Here is a 22,714-nt window from a genome sequence, read left to right as displayed (position 1 = left end):
TCATGTCCCATCAATTTTCTGCTCTTTTTCACCGCGATTGGTATGAAACGATGGAGCACTATCAGCCGGGTGATGAACTGCTGCGAATTGCTCGCAAATTGCTTCCTCTCGCCTGGAAACTGACCCGTCAGGCTTTCTGGTTCTCCGTTCTGCCACCTGCCAGTCAACTTCCCAGACAGGGCTGGAAAATTCATGTCTCGGCGACACCTGATAATTGTGAGGCGATCCTCCAGCAAACCGCTGCTTTTTGTATTGAGCGCGAGGTGGCTTTTAAATTTTCTCTGGATACGTATTGTGTTCGACTTTCCACATCTCCACTGATGGCACGAGAAGCCAGCGGCAAGTTTATCACCATTTATCCCGTGCATGAGCGCCATTTTTGTGAGCTCATTGAGGCCCTGTACCCTATCCTGCGCCCCTTCACTGGACCTTACATTCTGTCGGATAAACGCTATAAAGATGCCGAAGTTCTCTTCTATCGCTATGGAGGAATTATTGGTATGCGTCGACTCTCTGTTGCGGGTGACCACAGACAGTTGCTCCTCTCACCTCAAGGCGAACTGGCTCCCGATCAACGAACTCCCTACTGGAATCCTCCTGTATGGGTGAAAGACCCCTTTGAACGCGTCGCTGGCAACACAAACGAGACGGAAGAAGATGATGGTACACTCAAAGAGGGGAGATATCGTATACAGGAGGCGATACAGCTCTCCGTCGATGGTGGCGTCTATCTTGCTATTGATACACACATTACACAAAAGGTAATCATTAAAGAGGCCAGGCGTTTTGTCAATATTGATGGTCAGGGAAGAGATGCGACTGAGCGCCTGCGGGAAGAATATCGCTTCCTCCAACAATTGCAGGAGACAGGCATCACGCCCGCCCCAATTGACCTGTTCTGGGACTGGGAACATCTCTTCCTGGTTGAAGAATACATTCCAGGCATGCTGTTAAGCGCGTTTATCGTGCGATTTTTGCCGCTGATTAAACTCGATCCTGAGCAGCAGGTCATCCAGGACTACATAGAAAAGCTCAAGAAGATCTGGTGTAATCTGGCACAGGCCATAGCCGTTCTCCACGAGCGAGGCATCATCTATGGAGACTTTTCTTTAAAAAATATTATCGTCAGCGATAGTGAGCAGGGAACGATACGCCTCATTGATCTGGAGGGTGCATGGGAGGATGGGAGCGGTTTGGCTGCCAGCCTCATCACACCAGGCTTTAGCAGCCCGGTTCTTACAAAGCTCTCAGGAAAAGAGCAAGACATGTACGCCTTTGGTGCTTTGCTGCAAGGAACACTTTTTCCTATGAATGCGCTGCTCACGCTGGAACCTGCGGCGGCGAAAGCGTTTCTAGACGCCACCAGCCGCGATCTTGGTCTGCCACCGGAAATTCCTCAACTTATCGAAGACTGCATGAACGAAAACAGGGTGAAGCAGCTCACGCCACAACAGGCGCTGGCCGTCATCCAGCACGCCAGGTTTCACCAGCCAGAAATAACTGCTCCAATACCACCAGCCCTCTCCAGAGAAGATTTGCTGGGAGCAGTCGGCGAGATCCTGAGCTACATACATGCCAGCGCTGATTACACGCGGACGGATCGACTGTTTCCGGCTGATCCACTGGTTTTTTCTACCAATCCGCTCAGTCTGGCCTACGGGGCAGCTGGAGTAACCTATGCCCTTGCTCTCATTGAAGGAGAGGTTCCCATACGTATGCGTACATGGTTGTTGGGGCAATCCTTCCATCAGGACCAGCTACCGCCAGGTCTTTATATCGGTGCTGCAGGCATTGCATGGGCGTTATGGGAGATGGGATTGAGGGAGGTAGCCGTGCAGACGCTACGGCAAACCGCACAACATCCGCTGTTGTGGGATAGTGCCGACCTGTTCTCTGGTGCGGCTGGCTACGGCTTAACCTGCCTGCGTTTTGCTCTGGCAACCCAGGATGCTGACTGGTTGGAGCGTGCGCGGCAGGTAGGAGAATGGTTGCTACACACAAAAAATGCGGTACACAATGAAGGATACTGCTGGCCCGATCAGGATGGCAGGGTCCATCTCGGCTATGCGCGAGGGGCCAGTGGCATCGGCCTCTATCTGCTTTATCTCGGGTTAATCACACAGGAGACACACTTTCTGGAAACCGGCAGTCAGGCTATAGCATTCGATCTCGCTCATCTCTCAGTCGCCGATGAGCAGGGACACCTGGCCGTACCCCGATCATTCGCTGATCCAGACGATAACGTTGTCCTGCCTTACTGGCTGAGTGGTAGCGCAGGCATTGCCAGCGTTCTCCTACGCTTCTGGCGCTATACAGGTGAGAGCAGATACCGCGACGTGCTCGAACGTCTGGCCCCTGATACGTTCTGCTCATATAGCGTCTTCCCTGGCCTTTTTCAGGGACTGGCGGGACTGGGAAATTTTCTGCTGGATGCCTATCAGTTCACAGGGGAAGAACACTATCTAAGGCGCGCCCAGCAAGCGGCGCGAGGGGTTTTACTCTTCAAGCTACCAAGACCGCAGGGTCTGGCCTTTCCAGGAGAACACCTTCTGCGTATCACCACTGACTTTGGTACTGGTGGGGCTGGTATTGCTCTGTTTTTGCACCGTCTGGCAGGAGTTGCTGAGGGACAATATAATTTTCATTTTACATTGGATCATCTCCTGCCAGAACACCTGCGCCGACCTGTATATATATCAGCATCCCTGCTTTTCAACACTTGAGGTGGAGCTTGATGCGGCGCTTTGACGCTTTGAGGTAAGCTGAGGGTAGATGCTGTTGGCGAATGGCTCTCAAAAAGCTGAGCAGAGAGCAGTTCTACTTTGATAGACGGCAAACATGTGTGGATATCGTTGTTTAAAAGCCAGCGCAAGACCTTTCCCCATGTGACCTTTGCAATTCACAGGGTTAACAATCACCTGCGCTGCTGAGTCGAAAATGTCATCTTTGCGATAAGAGAGCGTCGCCATACATCACCTCATAGTACTCAAAAATAAAATCCTCCGCTCTTTGCCGTGCTCACCAAATTTTCTGCACCATTTGCGTAAAGCACTATCTGAAACACCAGGATCTCTCGATATTTGTTGTTTTTGTTTTCCCACTGGTTTCAAATAGTTAAACTGCTTGTTACTTAGTGACCTGATTGTGATTTACCCATTGGATCCTACTGCTTGAAGTATAACAAATTTCTCTTCTCTTACTCCCCAAAAGCGGGTCAAGGTCGGTAAACTGATCATGAAAAGGGTACTCTACTCGAGGCTCTCTCTCCATGAATCGATATTCAAGCATTTGTACTAGTACTATGACAGAAAAGGTCCATATTTGACGCTATGCATCTGCATCAGGCCTCTCAGATCAACGCCCCCCTGATGATGTCAAACGTCATCGAAGGGGCGCGTGTTCACTGTTCACGTGTAGGATGCGCTATTGTGTCATCTCGTTTAATAACTCGGCGAAGTAGAGCCCTTGGTATGGGAGCTCTCCGCTATCCTCGATACACCAGAGCATGGAAAGGACAGCCTGAGCGAAACCCCAGTTCGCAATACGTTCACGCTCGATGTTCAGCTCGGCGGAAAGCTGATCAATGCGGCGAGTCAGAAGCTGTTTTTGGTTGGGATGGGAGAGTATGTCGGGCCAGAAGTTACGCAGCAGCGCACCAGTGTCGTAAGCAGGCTCGCCAATCACTCCTTTAGGATCAATAGCCAGCCACAGCTCACGTTCGGAGAACAGGATATTGTCCTGATGTAAATCTCCATGCAGCAGTACCGGCTCGGCCTGAGACGCACTCAGTTCCGCGTAGAGCCGCTCGGCCCGGTCGAGGTACTCATATGGCATTGGACAGGGACCTCCGGCATACTGTTTGCGTATGCGAGCGAAGGCCTTGCCCCAATCGCCAATCGTTGGGAAAGGATAATGCTGCGCAGGCAAGGGACGCCAGAGCTGACGCATCACAGATGCCGCCACCGAGATCGCCACCTCATCATGCTCCACCGCACGTAGCGTCTTACCCGGCTGCACACGTTCCATCAGCATTACCTGCTCCAGCTCGTCATAAGCCAATAGCTGTACCATGCCATGCCCTGCACAGTGACGCAGTGCCTCCGGTTGAGCCGGAAACTCATCGGTCAGACCTGTCTTCACTATGGCCTCTGTCCCGTCTGCCAGAACCGCATGCGCTACATAGTTGAACGACAAATTCCCTACCGGCGCACCAATTGTCAGTCCCCAACGTTTCTCACTGGCTGCCAGTATCGCAGGTAAACGGTCGAGCCAGACACGGCCCTCTTCTCCAAACAACGTCATCATAACGTTCGCAAAATGCTCAGGAATAGACAACAATCTCGTTTTCCTCCGTTGTGTTCTGTGTGCTTTGAGTTGTGCAAGCCCGCTTCTGTGCGCATCCACAGGCGAATAGGAGAGAGATCGGCTCTTCGATTGAGCGTGTTGGTAAGATCTTTCTCTGCACAGTTGCCGCAGATATCACATTCGGGCTTGTAAAAGTGAGCTGCACTCTCCAGGAGAGTTCGTCGATCAGGAGAAGTGGGGGAGCACGAATCGGAGGAAGATAAGCATAAAAAGAACTCCTGCCAGTCCAGCAGACCGACGTGGAGCAACAGAAAAAAGACTCAGCCGGGAGCCTGCTGATGACGGAGAGTTGCGTATAGGTGGATTGAGATGAGCGTCAGCGTCAATAGTGAGCGAATATCAAATATACCCTTCTGACTATGATAGAGAAAGTGTACCGCGATCACGTACCATATGCAAGACTTCTTGCCTCACAGCAGGTTGATCAGCGGAGAAAACGTCCAGTGGCCGAAACAGCGCAATACTTGCTTTTAGCGCCAATTCAATAGGGTGTGCTGGCCCTAACACATGACATGAACCGAAACCCGCCGCAAGCCGCCGTCCTTTCAAGGCGTGCGGTAAGGCGGGTTTTCTCTTGGCTTTAGCCCTTGCTTTTTTGTATAAAATGTGATATAAATACCACATGGAAAAACCAGAGTACACCAGCACCCGCATTTGGATACGAACCGTAAGAGCTGCAAAGCTCATCGGAGCATATACCAATGAAAGCATTGTGAAAGTGCTTGATCGACTTGTTCAACAGGAATTAACAAGAGTTCTTGCGAAACAAAAGGAAGAGGAGAAGTGATGGGGAAGGCGACCAAAACGATCAAACAGGCATTGTGCTATCAACCGCAGCATGCGCTCTGGTTTGAAGCTCACCATGCCCTGTTCAACCGGGTGGCCGCCTTCTACTTTGATGTGATCAACGCCCATGTGAAACTGCTCGATCTGCCGACAAAAGAAGCACTCACCGCTCTGGAGAAACGTACGCATCGCACCGCTGATAATCCTGATCCCATCATGCCACTCTCCGAGATTGAGCCCAACATTCCCGCCCTGTTTCGACGCGCTGCCATTAACACCGCACTGGGTTCCGCTCGCTCTTTCTTTTCGCATCTCGCCAGATGGAAAGCGAAAAAGGCGAAAGCGGAGGCCAAAGGCAAAACCTGTGGCGATCGCCCACCCGTCCCGCCTCGCACGTGGCGCAAGTCTCCTTCTTTTTATGCTGGAATGTACAAAGGACGCACCACGACAAGCATCCTGCTCAAGATCTGGACGGGAACCTGCTGGTCCTGGGTCAAAGTGCGCACGCTGGGCGGGGATGTGGAGGATGGCTACGTGTTGGGAAGTCCCTCGCTCATTCGCAAAGGCGACCACTGGGTGCTGCATACCCCTGTTGAAAAAACCTTTACCAGTCCGGGCAAAATCGTTGAACAGATGGCTTATCCTAAGACACGCATCTGTTCGGTAGACCTCAATTTAGGCGACAACATCGCCGTCTGCACGGTGCAAACTGCCGCAGGTACGATCCTTGCCACCCGCTTTCTCAAGGGTGGCAAACGGATATCCGGCTTTAGGAAAAGTGCGCCGTTTCGACGTATGAAAGATAGCTTCATAGGAGCAGGAGGTCGAGAGTTAATACCTCTTAGAGCAACTGACCTACCTAGAGAGGAAACTTGAAGGGGAAAATAGCATGTCTGTAAAGCAGAGGCAACCGAAGATGTGTAGGATGATGCTCTGCAAGCTCTGAGTGCATGGTGAAGCCTACACTGGTTAAATCCTAGTTTCCAATGGTGCAAAAAGCCACCCGTCGCACCACATCTGAGGCGGCGACATCACAATACTACATCTCCGTCTTCCGATGTAGAAAAGCTCTCTGTGATGAATACCCAATAATGAATGGGGTAAGGAAACGAACGGGGCACCTACACACTCTAAACGTCTTTCATACGTAAATACGGGATCGCCTACGGGTGGCGACACCTACGGCGACGGAACCCTCATAGTAGAGAGGATAAGAAAAAAAAAAAAAAAAAAAAAAAAATATCTGAACGAAGGAGCAATCTCCGAAAGGAGATGAGAGCCTATCCTTGATAAAGATAGGCAGGGTAGGTATCAGTGAGAAGCAAAGAAGGGGAGGTACGTGTGATGCGTGAAGCCGAAACCATCCTAGCTCTCATCCGCGAGCGAGGAAAGAAAAAACTTAACCTGGAACGGGTCTACAAATTGCTGTATAACCCTAACCTCTACCTCATGGCCTATGGGAAAATCTACAGAAACAACGGTGTAATGACACACGGAGTGACCCAAGAGACGCCCGACGGAATGTCACTGGAAAAAATTGACACCATCATTGAACTAGTACGCAACGAGAAGTGGCAATGGCTTCCAGCACGCAGAACGTACATCCCAAAGAAAAATGGGAAAAAGAGGCCGTTAGGAATGCCGGTCTGGTCAGATAAACTGGTACAAGAGGTTCTACGTCTCATCCTAGAGGCGTACTATGAACCCCAATTCAGTGATCACTCACACGGATTTCGGCCTGGACGCAGTTGTGCAACAGCGCTACGAGAAATCCACAAAAAATGGTCAGGCGTTACATGGTTCATAGAGGGCGATATCTCGCAGTGCTTTGACAAACTCGATCATGGACTTATTCTCAATACCATTAGTGAGAAAGTTCACGATGGAAGATTGTTGCGGCTTCTGCGAGGGCTATTAGACGCAGGATATATGGAAAATTGGACGTACAATACTGCCTCAAGTGGAGTCCCACAAGGGGGTATCATCAGCCCACTGCTCGCAAATATCTTGCTGAACAAATTGGACACATATGTAGAAAACGTTCTTGTCCCACGATACAACAGTGGGGTCAAAAGAGGGATGAGTGGAGAGTATAAAAAACTCGTCGCGGCATCCATTCAAGCAAGACGCATGGGAAACATCAAGATGGCAAAAGAGTTGAGGAAGCAATTTCAAAAACTACCGAGCCTTAATGCGAATGACCCCAATTTCCGACGGCTCAAATACGTGCGCTATGCCGACGACTTTCTTCTGGGTTTTATTGGATCAAAGGCAGAAGCGGAAGAAATCAAACAGCACATCGGGACATTTCTAAGAGAAGAACTCAAACTAGAACTGTCCGATACCAAAACGCTCATCACCCATGCACGAACGGAAGCTGCGCGATTTCTAGGCTACGAAGTCACAACACGCCAAGAAGATACAAAACACCGTTCCAAAAGTGCAATTCACGGTACAAAGGGAAATGGAAGAAGTATCAATGGGAGAATAGGGCTGCGGATGCCGAAAGACGTACTAAGAGAGAAGTGCAAGCGATATATGCGGAATGGAAAAGCAAGACAACGATCAGAGCTGATAAACGAAAGCGATTATGCTATCGTCTCAAAGTATCAACTGGAATATCGAGGCATTGTCAACTATTACCGCCTCGCCTTTAATCTCCATACAGCCAGCAGGCTACGATGGATAATGCAAACCTCACTTCTCAAAACACTTGCTGACAAACACAAAACGACGGTAAATGAGATAGTGAAAAAGCATGAGGTAACGTTAATGGTAGATGGAGTTCAATACAAAGGGCTCCAAGTAAAAATACCACGATACGAGAGAGAGCCGCTTGTAGCGACGTGGGGAGGTGTATCACTGAAATGGGATATCAAGGCACCTATTGAAGAACGGCCACCGAAGATATGGAATACACGAACAGAACTCGTGAAAAGGCTATTAGCTCAGTTCTGCGAACTCTGTGGTGACACGGAGAATCTGGAAGTGCATCATATCCGCGCAATGAAAAAACTCTACGAACGCCCAGGAAGGGAAAAGCCAGCATGGGTGAGACGAATGATTGAATTACGCCGAAAAACGTTGGTCCTTTGCAAAAGATGCCACGTAGATGTAGAACACGGACTTCCGCTCAAAAAGCCTGGTATCAGTCTCGCGGAAATCAAAAGTAGACGACAACACGCAGATGTCGTACGAAAAGAATGATTATGGTACTGGAGAGCCACGTGCATTGAAAGATGCATGCGTGGTTCGGAGGAGGGATGTCGGAAAAGTACTGAGCCTCTCAGCAACTCGTTGGCATCCTATCCTACGGCAGCTTGGCATTATTGCACGCAATCGCAAGAGAACGGGAATCATTGCCACTGAAGAGCAGGATAACGCGGCTCTGTGGCACCAAATAGCCAATCACGATGAAGACTTTTCCCATCAGATCAGCGCTCGCATTGTCCAGTTTGCCAAACAGCACGGGGCAAGCATCCTGGTGTTTGAGCATCTGGGGAACCTGAAACCCGAACAGGGAAAATACAGTCGTCGCGGGAATAGCAAGCGGGCATTCTGGATGAAGGGACGCATCTTCCGGTATTGCAAGTACAAAGCCTGGAATGAAGGCATCATCACCAGCCGGGTCAATCCGCGCACCACGAGCCGAGAATGTGCATGCTGTCATGCGAACGTGATTCGCTCTGCCCAGGGCACTCCACAGCAAGGCTATACCATGGGGGCTCCACTGGTGATCTGTCCTGCGTGTGGCATGCGTGGCAACGCGGATCGCAATGCATCCATCGTGATTGGTCAACGGCTGGTCTCCCGATACCAAGAAAAGCCTCGCACTCCGCTTGCTCGTCAAACGGAGGACCCGAGAGGGTCAGGTGTGGTCATCTGCCAGGACGCCAAAGAGGACGGGGAACCATCTCTTCCCCCAACCGGGCAAGCAGATCGCCAGGGGCATGGCACCGCCCATGGGAAAAAGCGCAGGATGGGTGCGCCTTCTCCCCGTATTGCTACCCAACTACGCTTGTTCACCGAGTAGCTTCTAGCAAGCACAGACTCAGAAGAGCGACTACGGAGCAGTGCAAGAAGCCGCCGCGTTTCTAACGCGTGCGGAGTGTCACTGGTACATTGAGGACCAAGTCTGTCTGTAGTATACTGGGACCGATGAGCTGAAAGGAGGAGCCCGATCCATACGAGTTCCCAAACCAGAACCACTGACATTGAGCGATGCGGAGAAAATCGAGTTGGAACGGCTTGTGCGTCGGCACGGGACGCCCTATCAGTCGTGAACGAACACATCTGGTGGAAAATGCTTCTATGTATCGAGAAAGGAATCTATCTCCTTTGATGCGCAGTTTTTATTTGTTAGAACTCTGGGTCGGTCCGGGTGGTGCTCGCAAGGCTGACTATTATCTCTTCAACACCAGAGAAGAGATCAAACAAGCATTGGCAGACGATTTGAGTCAGCAAAGGCTAGGACCCTATTTGGTTCTCTGGTATGGAGAGATCATCAATTTGTTTGTCTATTCTGAGGGGAAGAGTGTCTGGAAAAAGGACTTGCATCCATATATCACCTTCCACCTTCCTGGCTACCCTCCCCTGCAAGGTACGGCCGATGGATGTATCCTTGACGTGAGCAACTCAGGTCTTCTCCCCTCGGCCCAAACGCGTCAGGATTCACAGCGGCGGCTCTTCCGCGACGAGCTCATCGACATCCTTTGGCCGACAGAACAAGTGGGTTCTGGGCAGGAGTCAGCAGTTCGAGTGGAGATTGATTGGGCTGCAATAGATATCCCTGCGCTGGAAGGACCATGCTTGCAACCAGGTGAGGTGGTGACTTGCGGGCAGTCCTACACCAATGAAGAAGAGCAATTCGAGTATGGGTACAACACGTTGGAAGATTGAAGCATCTTGTGTTCCTTGAAGCATTGCTCTTGTGGATCTCGCTTCTTGTCTCTCGGCGTAGAAGACTGCTTTGCTGATGAGAAAATGCTGTCTCTACGCCCTTCAATTGCAGAAAGACTTGGGCCTCAATGTACTAGTTACTGATTTGACACGTATCCTTAGCTTATCAACTCAGCTCTTACGTCTACACAGACAGTATAATGTATGCGCTCTCTGTCACATGGCAGACAAACCAGGAGCGGAGGACGAATAGCCTCGGCTTCCATATCGCGGATCACTGAAGAAGGGTGACGGTTGCTCGGCGTCATATCACCCTCAAAAGCCTGAAAAAGAGAGCCTTCCAGAGCACTGCTCTCGCGCAACGCGCTAGGGGATGAGCACAATCTTGCCATGAGTATGACGCTGCTCCAACTCCCGATACGCCTCTCGAACAGCCGTGAGGGGATACGTACGGGCAATGGGTATTTCCAGTTCACCCTGGTCGATGAGCTGAGCAAGTTCTGCCAGGACTGTTGCGTTCGCTGCATCCATATTTCCCTCGGCCTTGACCCCATACTTTGCCACTGCCTCAAAGTTGATAATCGTATCGATTCGTTCTGGTTGAACGCCAAGCTGAAGCGCCAATTCGACATAATCGGCACCAAATGTATCAATAAACGCATCAATATGACCATCAGAGGCTATTCGAAGACGATCCTCAACGCCTTCACCATAGGCAACCGGGACAACGCCGTGGTCACGCAACCACTGATGATGAGTTGGGCCAGCCAGGCCAACTACCCTCGCGCCTGCTCTTCTTGCCAGCTGAACAACGATTGAGCCAACTCCACCTGCTGCCCCTGACACCACAATAGTATCTCCCGGTTTCAGCGAGACCGCCCGAAGCGCCGCATACGCCGTGGTTCCGGCGACAAACAGCGAACCTGCCGCCTCCCATGAAACATTGCGCGGACGGCGGGTGAGATCACTGGCCTCTACAACGACAAACTCTGCCTGGCTGGCCCTCTTGTGCGTGAAACCAATCACCTCATCGCCAATCGCAAAGCCCTGCGTCCCCTCGCCGATCGCAACCACCACCCCCGCCAGGTCACTGCCCTGACCAGAAGGAAAGGTGGCTGGCCACCGCTCGGCAAACACTCCCTTACGAATAGCCCCCTCACCCGGATTAATACCGGCTGCCTTGACATTAACAAGTACCTGCCCCGGACCCGGCGTAGGCCGCTCGACATCAACGACCTGCAACACATCAATCTCGCCATACTGATCAAATCTCACTGCTTTAGGCATGCTCCCGCTCCTTATGTGTATATTCTTACTGCTTGCGTAGCTACTATGATTCTTCATAGAATTCGGTTTTTCGATGAGTGAATGAAACATCACTCGTTGTTACTATAACCGAAGCATATGTATCTTGTAAGAAGTAACCAAAAAGTGATAGAGTACCTGTATGGAAACAAAACAGCCAGTACAACCAGATATTTTTCAGTCAAACTGCCTGTCGCGGCAGGTGCTGATGTTGATTGCTGATCAGTGGACGCCGCTGGTATTCTACGCATTGGAAGAAGACACCATGCGTTTTAGCCAGATGCTCAAGCGGATTAGTGGGATCTCGACAAAAATGCTGTCGCAGACATTGCGGGCATTAGAACGCAATGGCCTGGTCCAACGCGTCGTCTATCCTGTCGTCCCTCCAGTTGTAGAGTATTCTCTCACCCCCCTGGGACAGACGCTGATAGAACCCATGAACGCACTCAGAGACTGGGCATATGGACATTTGCAGGAAGTTGCCTATGCCCAGGCCGCATATGACCAGCGCGATCATACCCAGATCCAGGACGAAGTAGCCTCCCTTGTTCAGCAGCGTTAGCACCCAGAAAACTCTGCATTGAGACAGAAGCACCTGGTGAGTATTATAAGTAAGATTCCTATTGCCCTTGGGGGACCCTGATGATCGCACTGACAACGCAAGGCATTGATCTGTTCAACAGTGTGGACTCTTCCATTGCGAGAGAAATTCTCTTGTGGCTTGCTTGAAACTGCCTCTTCCCTTGCCTGGAGTACTCTCTCTGGGAGGCATTCCGACGGGGCCTCTCTGTTTGCGGTCACTCGGATGAGCAGGTTTTCCCTGGAAGTCACATGAAAAAATGAGAAGGAGAGTAGAGCTATGACTGAAACAATTCGTGATTTGATGCTGGCAAATTTGTTTGAGGTCTTTAACGAGCGTGACCCCGAGCGGCGCACCCAGGCAATAGCCAGGACATATACAGATGATGTTGTTTTCTCTGATCATGATGGCATTGCCACTGGTCACGAGGCACTCAACGACAAGGCACAGAAGCTCCTTGATAAAATGCCTGGTTTCGTTTTCACTGCCGCAGGGCCCATCTATGAAACGCACAATCTTGGTTACCTTGCCTGGCACTTTGGCCCAAAAGGAAAGCCTCCTGTCGTGAGCGGAATGGATATTGCGATCATAAGAGAAGGCCACATTGCCACGCTCTATACGCTGCTCACTGTCTGATCGGCAGAGTTTGTATACGCGCATCTCCTCCGCTCTCTGTAGCACGCGACACAGAGCATTATACAGCACCTCTTTCTTCACACTGCGCGGAGCTTTAGAAGATCATTTTGGCGTGAAACTGGCCTTTCGGAACTGTCATCGCGTTGCCCTCTTCCAGAAGGATCAGCTCGATGGGAGCTATGAGGCGTTTATTTCGCCAAGAAGTCAACTTCTGAACCAGAGTCCCGAACTCGTTGATTGCTAACGGAAAGACGGGGTGGGCGGGGTGCCTCAATGTCGAGCACCCTGCCTCTTTTCATTTTCCGAGCCAGCCAGTTCAATAAAACCTGCGCTGTTGTTCTGTCCTTATATTCAGCCATGGGTGGAGAGTACCGACTCCACTGATCATCGGCACTTAATACCTAAAATATATTTATACTTACTAAAAAGGATTAAGATAGTGAAAAAGTACCTACTTTTCGATCATGATGGTGTTCTGGTGGATACCGAATTCTGGTATTACAAAGCTGGAGAACGCGCCCTGGCAGACATTGGTTTGACCTTGAACAAGGAACAATACCTCCAGGATATGAGCCAGGGATTGGCCACCTGGGCCCAGGCCAGGGCAGCAGGGATTGATGAAGAGACTATCAGCAGACAGCGTGAGATTCGTAATGAATATTATCAAGACTATCTGAGAACAGAAGCCATTGAGATAGAGGGCGTCGTTGAAACGCTGGCTGAACTGTCACAATATGTCCGCATGGCTATAGTGACGACTGCAAAGCGTGCGGATTTTGACATTATTCATGAAAAGCGTCGGATAAGACAATGTATGGATTTCGTCCTTGTTCGCGAAGACTACCAGTTCGCCAAGCCGCACCCGGAACCATACCTGACCGGCTTAAAGCGTTTCGGAGCCGCCAAAGAAGAGACGCTGGTGGTAGAGGATTCAGCCAGAGGGCTGAACTCAGCCGTGGCAGCAGGCATTGACTGTGCCATTGTGTCTAACGACTTTACAAAAACGCAGGACTTTTCACAGGCTCGCTATCGAATCGACACGCTGATTGAATTGAAGGATATCATCCTTCAGGTACTCTGAAGCAAGCTGATGTGCTTTCAGGCGGGAGAAAGGCTCGTTTCGGATGAGCTTACCTTACTCAGTCAAGTTAGGATGCACTTGCATCTGAAAGATGAGATAGAAAGAGCGTACAAAATGGAGCAAAAGATTCGGGATCACCATATTGCTGTGGTGCTTGTAATAGATCAGCAGGGCCAGCTGTTGATACAGCACCGCGATGGCTCTGCATATCCGTGGCCGCACAAATGGGGCCTGCCGGGAGGCGGGATTGAGTTGGGCGAAACCCCGGAAGAAGCGGCCCGCAGGGAGCTGGAAGAGGAGACAGGCATCAAGGTCCATGGCAACCTCAAGCTGTTCTGGGAGAGCATCCTTCCTGCTGACCCACAGCCAGGAGTGTATCGTCGATGGTATGTCTACTCCGTCCAGACCCAGGCCCGCCAGGAAGATATTGTCCTGGGTGAAGGGCAGGCTATGGTTTTTACGCCGCTCGAAAGAGTGCTTGACCTGGATTTGATTCCCACTATAAGGTTGATTGTAGAGCGCTTTCTGGAGCAAGCAACCCAGTAGATAGCTCTTCTTAACCTCTGGTCAGCAGGATCATTCCTGCCAGAATCACGCACTCTCCAACCTGCGCCAGCTATGTTTCTCCGCCAGGAAACGCGCGCCCATGAAGGAGCCACTCAAAACGCTACACTCACGCATGGGCGCGCCATAGCTGATGGGGCTGCTACTCATTGCTGGTACGTTGAAAGGTTTTTTCCTGGATGCTGCTATCTTGACCTGTCTCGCCACCTTCACCAATTTTGAGATTCTCACGAAAGAATTTCTGCTGGAACACCCAATGCATGAGTTCCATCCATTTTTTCGACCACTGCTTGTATTCCGGATCGTGGATATGGGCCAGTTCCATCCCTTCTGGAGCGATGAAGCCGTCCAGAGACATCACCATATCGAAAAACACTTTGCCTGTTTGCATAGCTCAATTCTCCTCTGTGTTTGATTGATCATTTGTGCACAAATCTTCCCTCGACAGAGCCTTTTGATGAGCTATATAGTCCTACCAGTGACTATACAGCTCATCAAAAGGCTCTGTCTTGAACAAAATGGGCAGCGAACCCAACTCCCCTTTGCTACCGAGACGCGCAATATGAGCAGGTGTGTCTATACTTAAAGTTTTCGGTACTCAATGTGCAAGAAAAAGCGAATGAAACATGATCTATCACCTGCCCGTATGTCCGCTCCCTGGGCTGTTCCACTGCTCAAGCTATCGAGGCCTGTTTGCTCATCAGGCGGATCGCCAGTAGAGCGACCCAACACCCGCTCACAATGATGCCAATTCGTTCAATGAGTCCTACTGGCCCCCCATCCAACAATATGAAGGTGAGGACGAAGACGATAGAAGAGGCAACGACCAGCAGACCTGTGGCAACCGAATACCAGGCCCAGCGGCGCGATGCTGGATCGGCGGCATCGCGCCGTGCCAGCACAAAGCAAGCCACAGCCAGCGAGTTGAACTGAAGCTGGCCCAGGAGATTATGAATGGTTCCGGGAATGGTTGTCATGCTCGGCACTCCAGGTGGATACCCCAGCACTGGATCGGTCACGAAGATCCCAGTCCCGATGAAGCTCAGGCCAAAGAGGCCGAGCAGGATGGGTCCCCAGGTAGAACCACGTCCAGTGCAAAGGCGTAGCCTGAGACCGATGGCAAAAGCGAGCAGGAGCACTCCAGTAACGATGTAGTTGGTCATTTGTATCCACCCACCCTCCCCCAGTTCGAGCGAGCTGTCGGGGATGAGCAAGGCGTTGTAGCCAGGACGTATGGCCCCAAGAATGAGAATGACAACAATGTTGAGCAGTGCACCAATGGCACCGCAAGCCAATAACAGTCTGGTCGCTACCGGTTGCTCTCCAGTGCGTTGTGCTGAGGTTTCCATATGTTTTTTTCCTTTGCCGTCAGATCATATGACCATTCTCTGAAAAGAGTCATACCTACTCTGTTAAAGTTTGTAGGAATAGTCTGTTTGCTACCGAATATGGTATTCTGAAGAGAGTGTACATAGGAATGTGCTCCCTGCCAAGCACACGCCGGGGAAACCGTTCTCTACCGAACCTATAACCCTGATTGTTCGCCAAAGAAGAGGTGACATCCGTGAAACAACAGAAAACCGATCGTCGTTCCCAACGCACCTATCGTCTGGTGAGTGCTGCCTTTGCGGAACTCCTGGTAGAAAAACCCTACGAAGAGATTCTGGTGCAGGATATTTTGGATCGGGCAGACATTGGTCGTACCACTTTCTATGCTCATTATTTCGATAAAGAGGATGTCCTCAACTGTATTGTAGAGCAGGAACTGGAGATGTTGACACACCAGATCACCCGTTCAACCGCAAGACAACGGGTCGTGCCCAGCCTGGAGCTGTTTGAGCATGTGTACCACTCTCAGAATCAGCAGTTTCTGGCCCTGATGCGAAGCCGTGCGGGGGAGCCTTTGTGGGAAGCCTTGCAGGTAGCACTCTGCCGAGCAATTGAACCAGCCCTTTCCACCCTCTGCGCCGAAAAACGTTCTCCCCCGATCCCTCTGCCAGTGGTCTCCCAGTACCTGGCCGGCGCCTTTCTTACCTTGCTTAAATGGTGGGTCACTGCTTCTATGCCCTACCCACCCGAACAGATGGAGACCATCTTCCAGCAACTGGCGCTACCCGGAGTGTGGGCCATGCTCAAAGAAAAGTGAGCAGTATAGCATCTGCCAGGGGTTGAGGAAGCACATATCCCCGCAGAGAAAAAACAGGTCTTCTCTCTTGTTTCTCTCGTCCCGTTGTTGTGCATTCCATAATGCGCCTACACCTTTACCGAATGTTACGTCTTCCTCCCTTGACAAGCTGCTTTTTTTTCTCCACAATAGAAATATGCAGAAGAGGAAGTGCACTCTCCTGCTAGCTTTAGAGAAAGAAACAGGTGTCATCGTATGGATTGTGTGACGATACGCCAGAAGCAGAAGCAATGCCTCTGCTTGCTTGGGAATGGCAACATGCCGCGAACCGTCGCCCAAGGCCGTACTATGCCCATTTTTCGGAGGTATCTGCACTAACAACGATCTCGACAAGCTGTGGGCAAAGGAATTGGCCTGGTCGCCACCTCCTACGGCTTTGTTGTGTTCCTTTTCTCATGCGCATCAGCAGACCGTGGGCGCTCTCTGCAACACCTATCCGGCCTACGGCACTTTTGCATGTTTATTGCACCATGCAAAAACACGATTACTGATGAAGAAGCATAGATCGATGCTCATGAGGAGGGAAACCTATGGTGACTTCAGTCACGCCCCGACCATCCTATTCTTTTCTCCGCTACCGCCGCCTGTGGGAGCAATATATCGCGCCCCAATGGCGACTGGTCAGTCTGCTTACTATCTTTTTGCTGACCACTATTGGCCTGCAACTGCTTACGCCCTTTATTCTGGGGCAATTTATTGATGCTGTAACACATGGGAGAGCAGCGGACACGTTGTTTGTTCTGGCTGTGGTGTATCTCTGCGTTGCATTTTTCGCGCGCGGTGTGCGTGTTGGCGAGACCTATACAGCGGAGCGACTTGCCTGGATCACCACAAACGCGCTCCGTCTTGATGTCGCACGACATTGCCTGCGGTTGGATCTCTCGTTTCATCATCAGCACACCCCTGGCGAGTTGATTGAGCGAGTCGATGGTGATGTTAGCATGCTCAACAATCTCTTTTCGCGCTTTGTGCTTGTGCTCATCAACAGTGTCCTGCTGACAGTGGGAATGCTGGTCGTTTTACTGCTCATTGATCTGCGCATTGGTCTCACACTCCTGGTATATACGGGTTGTTATCTGCTCGTCAACATCCTCTTATCCCGCATACCCCCGCCCTACTTTGTGAAAGCGCGCCAGGCCGAAGCAGAGTTGTTTGGTTTTCTAGAAGAGCGACTCAGCGGTACTGAGGATATCCGCGCCAACGGTGCCGTTGACTCTGTTTTACACCGCCTCACTTTTTTTCTCCGTCAACGGTTCCTCCTCCAGAGGCGAGCAGAACTGGTGAGCCAGGAAGTGAGAGGCGTGCGCATGCTCATGTATATTATCGGTACGCTGATCGCGCTAGGACTGGATGCGTATCTCTATCTCAGCGGGACCATTACGCTTGGGATTGTGTACCTCATTTTTGCCTATACGATGCAACTCTGGGACCCACTGCGCGAGATCACTCACCAGATTGGAGATTTCCAGCAAGCGGTTGCGGGTCTCTCACGCCTGGATGAGCTTCTACAAACCAGGACAGCTATTCCTGATGGTGAACTGGAACAATTGCCAGAGGGACCACTAGCTATAAGCTTTGAAACGGTCTCTTTTGGCTATCAGGCAGCAAAACCTGTGCTTCATGCCATCTCGTTCAGCCTGACTCCTGGCACCGTACTCGGCGTACTTGGGCGCACCGGGAGCGGGAAGACCACGTTGACACGATTACTGTTGCGCTTCTATGACCCCGATGAAGGGTGCATTCGGTTGAATGGTGTGGATCTAAAGATGATCAAGCTTGATGTGCTCCGCTCGCGTGTGGCCGTTGTGACACAGGATGTGCAGCTCTTTCATGCAAGTGTACGCAACAATCTCACATTGTTCGACCGCAGCATCTCCGATAGCGCGATCGAGGACGCCCTCAAAACGCTCGGTTTGTTAGAATGGTCTCAGCGTTTGCCACAGGGGTTGGATACGATCTTACGCTCTGGCGGCGAAAGCCTTTCCGCCGGGCAGGCGCAATTGGTGGCGCTGACACGAATCTTTCTGGCTCATCCCGATCTGGTGATTTTGGATGAAGCCTCTTCACGTCTCGATCCGGTGACTGAGGCGCTGCTAGATCGTGCAATAAGCGGCCTCTTGCGCGGTCGCACGGGCATTATCATTGCGCATCGGCTCACGACCTTGAAGCACGTAGATGAAGTGATGATCCTTGAACGTGGACGGGTAGGCGAGTATGGTCCGCGTGAGCAATTAGCCCAGGGCTCGGAATCATACTATTCCAGGCTCTTACAGGTTGATGATATGGAGGATGCAAAATGAAATTGTGGCAACTTGCATGGCGCCTCTATCGTTTTCAAACAGGAATGTATCTCTGCTTGCTCGTCATCGTTGTGGGAGGCTGGGTGCTCTATATCCCATTCTGTGTGCTCCCCAGCATCTTTTTCGATACATTGACAGGTCACGCGCCACTAGCGATGAGTGTGTGGGGAATTCTGGCTTTGCTGTTTGCAGCCGAGCTCATCCGTACCATTGATGAACTCGGCTGGGAGTTTTTCACCACGGTGACACATTACACCACCAGTTCGCTCCTCCAGCGTAATCTTTTCCAGCGTATTCTCGCATTACCGGGTGGACGGGCGCTGCCGTTCTCAACGGGAGAGGCGCTTAATCGCTTCCGCGACGATGTCAACGCGCTCAGTCAGCAGCTCGCTTCGTGGTTCAGTGTCGTGGGAGCAGGCATCTTTGCGATGATCGCACTGGTGATGATGGTGAGGATTTCGCTGTTCCTGACCGTACTTGTGTTCCTGCCCCTGACACTGATCATCATCATTGCGAAATGGGTACGACCTCACATCGAGATGAATCGCCACAGGAGTCGGCAGGCAACAGGCGATGTCAGCGGAGCGCTTGGCGAGATATTCAATGCGGTTTTGGCAATCAAGGTCGCGCGCGCAGAGGAGCGTGTGATTGAGCATGTGGCGGAACTGAGTCGTGAACGTCAGCAAACATCACTGAAAGATCTGCTGTTCAAGACAACATTGGACGCGATCTTTGGAGGGACGAATGAGCTTGGTACGGGTTTGATTTTGCTGCTTGGGGCCAGTGCGCTTCACCATGAAACATTGACCGTAGGTGGTTTTGTGTTGTTTGTCTTCTATCTGGAATGGGTTCCAGGGATTATCGGCTCGATCAGTAATGTACTGCCAGAATATCGGCAGACGTGTGTCGCGCTTGAGCGTCTGGTGACGCTCCTGCAAGGTGCACCATCTGCAATGCTGGTGGCTCATCACCCCCATCTCTTCCAGGAGCCCAAAGCTGTGGCGAGAGAAGAAACAAAGCGGCGAGATCCTCAAGAGATGCTAGCATGTGTAGAAGTCAGGGATCTGACATATCATTATCCAGAGACGGAACGTGGCATTGAGCATACCACGTTTTCCCTGCCACAAGGCTCGTTCACGGTAGTGACGGGTCGGGTTGGCGCGGGCAAAACGACATTGTTACGAGTGTTGCTTGGGTTATTGCCGAAAGATGCAGGGGAGATTTGCTGGAATGGAAAGGTCGTGGGAGATGCTGCATCTCACTTCATTCCGCCGTACAGTGCCTATACCCCACAGGTGCCCAGGCTCTTTAGCGAAACTCTGCGCGACAATGTGTTGCTTGGTCTAGCAAAAGAAGATGCAGATCTGGCAGATGCTCTTTATGCCGCCGTAATGGAGCAGGATCTGAAAACGCTGCCAGATGGATGGGAGACGCAGATTGGTCCGCGTGGGGTACGACTTTCGGGAGGCCAGGTGCAGCGTACGGCAGCCGCACGGATGTTCGTACGTACCCCAGACTTGTTCATCTTCGATGATCTTTCGAGCGCGCTCGACGTGGAGACAGAGAATCTCTTGTGGGAACGGCTCTTTGCTCGTACAAAGGGCACCTTCCTTGTGGTCTCGCATCGCCATGCAGCACTGCGTCGGGCAGATCATATTCTTCTCCTAAAAGAAGGCAAAATAGAGGCACAAGGAACATTAAAGCAGCTTCTTTCGGAGAATGAAGAAATGCGTTGGCTCTGGCAAGGGGAGCAAAATGCGCTCATTCAACGACATCAGAACCTCTCTTGAGGAAAAGCAGGCGAGAACCCAGATTCTCGCCTGCTGTTTCCTGGCATTCTATCCACTGCGCGAACCGGAACTAAGACGGAAATCACAGTAGAAGAGACCGCTCAAGGTAAAGCTTTCCTATTGGATGGTGAGCAGGAAGGCCGATCGGCTCAAACCAAAAACTATGGAGGAAAAACATGACTCGCTTGCTTCTCTCAGGTGGAGGGAGTGCGGAAGACTCTCTCTTGCTTAATCAGTTACTCGTTCAACTCACAGCCAGGGGGCCGATGGTCTATTTACCACTGGCTCTGGACCCTCAGCAAACGCCTTATAGCTCTGGCTACGCGTGGATTGGATCGGTCTTTACCCCTTTAGGCCTCGATCATATCACGATGTGGAGTGATGTCTCGGCAAAGACAGGAGATGATCTAAACCCCTTTGCAGCACTGTATATCGGTGGAGGCAATACGTTTAAGCTCCTGCGCGATCTCAAAGAAGCCAGATTTGATCAGGTTATACGACGCTTCCTCCATGCTGGAGGCATCGTTTATGGAGGCAGTGCGGGGGCCATTATTTGCGGCAGAGACATTTCCACCGCATCATTGCTTGATCGGAACGACGTTGGACTGGAAGACACAACTGGACTGGATGTGCTTCAGGGCGCTTCCGTCTGGTGCCATTATCAACCGACAGATGATCAGCAGATCCGCAGTTTTGCTGAGCGCTTGCACCATCCGATCATTGCATTGGGCGAAAAAACAGGGGTCTATGTGCAAGACAACGTAATGCTTGCCGTTGGGTTTGAACCTGTGGTGGTCTTTCATCACGGCGCTCGACGAACCTTCCCTCCATCATCTGTCGTACTCATTTCCTAAGAAAGCATTCACTATCGAAGCTGATATCTTCGCGATGGTGCGTTATCTTGTATCAAACTTGCCCACATTCATGACAGCATGGCAATAGAAAAGTTCCTCACGTCTTTTCTGTCGCCATGCTTTTTTCTACAGGCTGAGTACTGCGTGAGCAAGTCGGCAAACCAGAGGAACGACGTCTTCAAGAGGACGTGCAGGGCCCGCAAGCGCCTCGAAGGACTCAAAACTAAGGAGAAACTGTAACAACGTGCGAATGGAGGGCAGGTCTTGCCTCGAAGCATGGACGCAGTGGCTTCTGGAAAAGCTGCCCGTGGCAGAGCGCATCGACTTGAAAGTCCTGCCTAGCCCCACCAGGAGCCGCTTGCCCTTTCGGGAGAGAGCAACTCCTGGTAGGTAAGCAACAGGAACCCCAGGCATGAATGCCAGGGAGGTTTCAGGTACGCGCATAAGCAAGTTGGCGCATGCCCCACACATTCTCTCCTTCACTGATTGCATGGTTCGCCAACGCCTGCAAATCTCGTTCCAGTTGATCGATGATGCGCCCGTAGTATTGCTGGACGAAAGGATGGTGTTTCCACGATGGGAGATTCATGGAAAACATGGCCGCTGCCTGCGCCGTCGAAACAGGCAATTGATAGACGCGACTCAGGGAGCATCTGAGCCCCTCACCTACCTGATGTCGCGCCAACAACGGACCGATGTAGAGCTCATTTGCCTGTTGTCTGAGCAGGGCTGCCTGGATCTCCAGATACTGGCACAAGAGCGGGTGCTCCGTCCGAATCCACTCAACTTCTTCCACCAATAAGAATCCCCCTGGACGCAGTTGTGTCCCCCATCGATCAAGCACTGCCAGCGGGTCTTGAAGGTGAGTCAGGAGCAAGCGGCAGAAGATGAGATCGCCCTGCCCAGTTGGAAAAGGAATCTCTGTCACATCATGACGAACAAAGGAGAGATGCGCAGGTGCATTGCTCCGAGCCTGCGAGAGAAAACGTTCGGAGCTATCAAGACCGATAGCCTGAGCGCATTGCGTGACCTCTACCAGAAGGCGTGTAGTATACCCCGGCCCGCATCCCAGATCGATGACAACCTCTGGTGCTGCGCCAACTGCCGCATGCAGGAAAGGACGGCTTGAGAAAGCAAACACGTTGGCAACGACGTGTAACCTTCGTGCCGCTCTCTCTGTATCTTGAAATAGGTAGGACATGCAATCTTCTCCTTTCTCCTATTTTTTGCTCTCGTCTTGAAGATCACTGCTTTGTCTCAGAACATATGGGTGATAGAGAAAAAGACCCATTGATACCCTCCTGCTCCTTTTTCTCTATCCCTAGTTTACCATGTGGAGTGCAGATTGGTATGAATCATATCTTGATGA

The 22,714-nt window shown here is 51.3% G+C and carries 17 protein-coding genes and 3 pseudogenes; 14 read left to right on the top strand and 6 right to left on the bottom strand.

Annotated features, from left to right (window positions below; genetic code table 11):
• Nucleotides 1-2: 2 nt before the first annotated feature.
• Nucleotides 3-2,723 carry a class III lanthionine synthetase LanKC gene (gene lanKC, locus EL628_RS25840; RefSeq protein WP_126582874.1) on the top strand — a complete coding sequence of 907 codons (2,721 nt, stop codon included), beginning with the start codon at nucleotides 3-5 and terminating at the stop codon, nucleotides 2,721-2,723.
• Nucleotides 2,724-3,423: 700 nt separating this feature from the next.
• On the opposite strand, the gene EL628_RS25835 is transcribed toward lanKC, so the two are convergent.
• Nucleotides 3,424-4,335, bottom strand: coding sequence for an aminoglycoside phosphotransferase family protein (locus EL628_RS25835; protein WP_245994449.1), 912 nt, complete (start codon nucleotides 4,333-4,335; stop codon nucleotides 3,424-3,426).
• Nucleotides 4,336-4,722: 387 nt separating this feature from the next.
• The gene (locus tag EL628_RS25830; RefSeq protein ID WP_126582873.1) at nucleotides 4,723-5,076 is read right to left on the bottom strand and encodes a hypothetical protein; all 354 of its coding nucleotides are present in this window, start codon (nucleotides 5,074-5,076) and stop codon (nucleotides 4,723-4,725) included.
• Between the two features lie 75 nt (nucleotides 5,077-5,151).
• Between EL628_RS25830 and EL628_RS25825 the strand changes: the two are divergent.
• The 4 genes and pseudogenes from EL628_RS25825 to EL628_RS25810 all read left to right on the top strand — a co-directional run.
• Nucleotides 5,152-5,928, top strand: a pseudogene (locus EL628_RS25825) (hypothetical protein); the annotation flags it as partial.
• Nucleotides 5,929-6,495: 567 nt separating this feature from the next.
• On the top strand, nucleotides 6,496-8,358 hold the full coding sequence (locus EL628_RS25820) for a reverse transcriptase/maturase family protein (protein ID WP_126582305.1): 1,863 nt from the start codon (nucleotides 6,496-6,498) through the stop codon (nucleotides 8,356-8,358).
• A 112-nt stretch (nucleotides 8,359-8,470) separates the two neighbouring features.
• Nucleotides 8,471-9,184: pseudogene (locus EL628_RS25815) on the top strand (zinc ribbon domain-containing protein); the annotation flags it as partial.
• Nucleotides 9,185-9,492: 308 nt separating this feature from the next.
• Nucleotides 9,493-10,050, top strand: a complete 558-nt coding sequence (locus tag EL628_RS25810; protein WP_126582870.1) for a hypothetical protein — start codon at nucleotides 9,493-9,495, stop codon at nucleotides 10,048-10,050.
• A gap of 366 nt (nucleotides 10,051-10,416) precedes the next feature.
• On the opposite strand, the gene EL628_RS25805 is transcribed toward EL628_RS25810, so the two are convergent.
• Nucleotides 10,417-11,337, bottom strand: coding sequence for an NADP-dependent oxidoreductase (locus tag EL628_RS25805; RefSeq protein ID WP_126582869.1), 921 nt, complete (start codon nucleotides 11,335-11,337; stop codon nucleotides 10,417-10,419).
• A 160-nt stretch (nucleotides 11,338-11,497) separates the two neighbouring features.
• Here EL628_RS25805 and EL628_RS25800 point away from each other — a divergent pair, with 160 nt between their 5' ends.
• The 5 genes and pseudogenes from EL628_RS25800 to EL628_RS25780 all read left to right on the top strand — a co-directional run bounded on the left by EL628_RS25800 (nucleotide 11,498) and on the right by EL628_RS25780 (nucleotide 14,198).
• A complete protein-coding gene (locus tag EL628_RS25800) occupies nucleotides 11,498-11,917 on the top strand; it encodes a winged helix-turn-helix transcriptional regulator (RefSeq protein ID WP_126582868.1) in 420 nt (139 codons plus the stop codon).
• 297 nt (nucleotides 11,918-12,214) lie between these two features.
• Nucleotides 12,215-12,571: a nuclear transport factor 2 family protein gene (locus tag EL628_RS25795; protein WP_218028995.1), complete on the top strand. Its 357-nt coding sequence runs from the start codon at nucleotides 12,215-12,217 to the stop codon at nucleotides 12,569-12,571.
• 52 nt (nucleotides 12,572-12,623) lie between these two features.
• Nucleotides 12,624-12,815: pseudogene (locus EL628_RS30890) on the top strand (SCO5389 family protein); the annotation flags it as partial.
• 195 nt (nucleotides 12,816-13,010) lie between these two features.
• A complete protein-coding gene (locus tag EL628_RS25785) occupies nucleotides 13,011-13,652 on the top strand; it encodes an HAD family hydrolase (RefSeq protein ID WP_126582866.1) in 642 nt (213 codons plus the stop codon).
• A gap of 114 nt (nucleotides 13,653-13,766) precedes the next feature.
• Nucleotides 13,767-14,198, top strand: coding sequence for an NUDIX domain-containing protein (locus EL628_RS25780; protein ID WP_245994446.1), 432 nt, complete (start codon nucleotides 13,767-13,769; stop codon nucleotides 14,196-14,198).
• Nucleotides 14,199-14,358: 160 nt separating this feature from the next.
• Here EL628_RS25780 and EL628_RS25775 read toward each other — a convergent pair whose 3' ends face one another.
• Nucleotides 14,359-14,607: a dihydrofolate reductase family protein gene (locus EL628_RS25775; RefSeq protein WP_126582865.1), complete on the bottom strand. Its 249-nt coding sequence runs from the start codon at nucleotides 14,605-14,607 to the stop codon at nucleotides 14,359-14,361.
• A 283-nt stretch (nucleotides 14,608-14,890) separates the two neighbouring features.
• On the bottom strand, nucleotides 14,891-15,565 hold the full coding sequence (locus tag EL628_RS25770) for a DUF998 domain-containing protein (RefSeq protein ID WP_126582864.1): 675 nt from the start codon (nucleotides 15,563-15,565) through the stop codon (nucleotides 14,891-14,893).
• A 215-nt stretch (nucleotides 15,566-15,780) separates the two neighbouring features.
• Here EL628_RS25770 and EL628_RS25765 point away from each other — a divergent pair, with 215 nt between their 5' ends.
• The 4 genes from EL628_RS25765 (at nucleotide 15,781) to EL628_RS25750 (ending at nucleotide 21,345) form a co-directional block, all read left to right on the top strand.
• Nucleotides 15,781-16,362: a TetR/AcrR family transcriptional regulator gene (locus EL628_RS25765; protein WP_161975770.1), complete on the top strand. Its 582-nt coding sequence runs from the start codon at nucleotides 15,781-15,783 to the stop codon at nucleotides 16,360-16,362.
• Nucleotides 16,363-16,931: 569 nt separating this feature from the next.
• Nucleotides 16,932-18,701 carry an ABC transporter ATP-binding protein gene (locus EL628_RS25760; protein WP_126582862.1) on the top strand — a complete coding sequence of 590 codons (1,770 nt, stop codon included), beginning with the start codon at nucleotides 16,932-16,934 and terminating at the stop codon, nucleotides 18,699-18,701.
• Nucleotides 18,698-20,491 carry an ATP-binding cassette domain-containing protein gene (locus EL628_RS25755; protein WP_126582861.1) on the top strand — a complete coding sequence of 598 codons (1,794 nt, stop codon included), beginning with the start codon at nucleotides 18,698-18,700 and terminating at the stop codon, nucleotides 20,489-20,491. The genes EL628_RS25760 and EL628_RS25755 overlap by 4 nt, the downstream gene beginning before the upstream one ends.
• Nucleotides 20,492-20,667: 176 nt before the next feature.
• Complete coding sequence (locus tag EL628_RS25750) at nucleotides 20,668-21,345, top strand: Type 1 glutamine amidotransferase-like domain-containing protein (protein WP_126582860.1); 678 nt, start codon at nucleotides 20,668-20,670, stop codon at nucleotides 21,343-21,345.
• A gap of 430 nt (nucleotides 21,346-21,775) precedes the next feature.
• Here EL628_RS25750 and EL628_RS25745 read toward each other — a convergent pair whose 3' ends face one another.
• On the bottom strand, nucleotides 21,776-22,546 hold the full coding sequence (locus EL628_RS25745; protein WP_126582859.1) for a class I SAM-dependent methyltransferase: 771 nt from the start codon (nucleotides 22,544-22,546) through the stop codon (nucleotides 21,776-21,778).
• Nucleotides 22,547-22,714: the final 168 nt, after the last annotated feature.

The organism is Tengunoibacter tsumagoiensis (assembly GCF_003967535.1).
Classification (GTDB): Bacteria; Chloroflexota; Ktedonobacteria; order Ktedonobacterales; family Ktedonobacteraceae; genus Tengunoibacter; species Tengunoibacter tsumagoiensis.
Note: the sequence above shows the minus strand (reverse complement) of the source record. Positions and strands in the feature narration are given on the sequence as shown.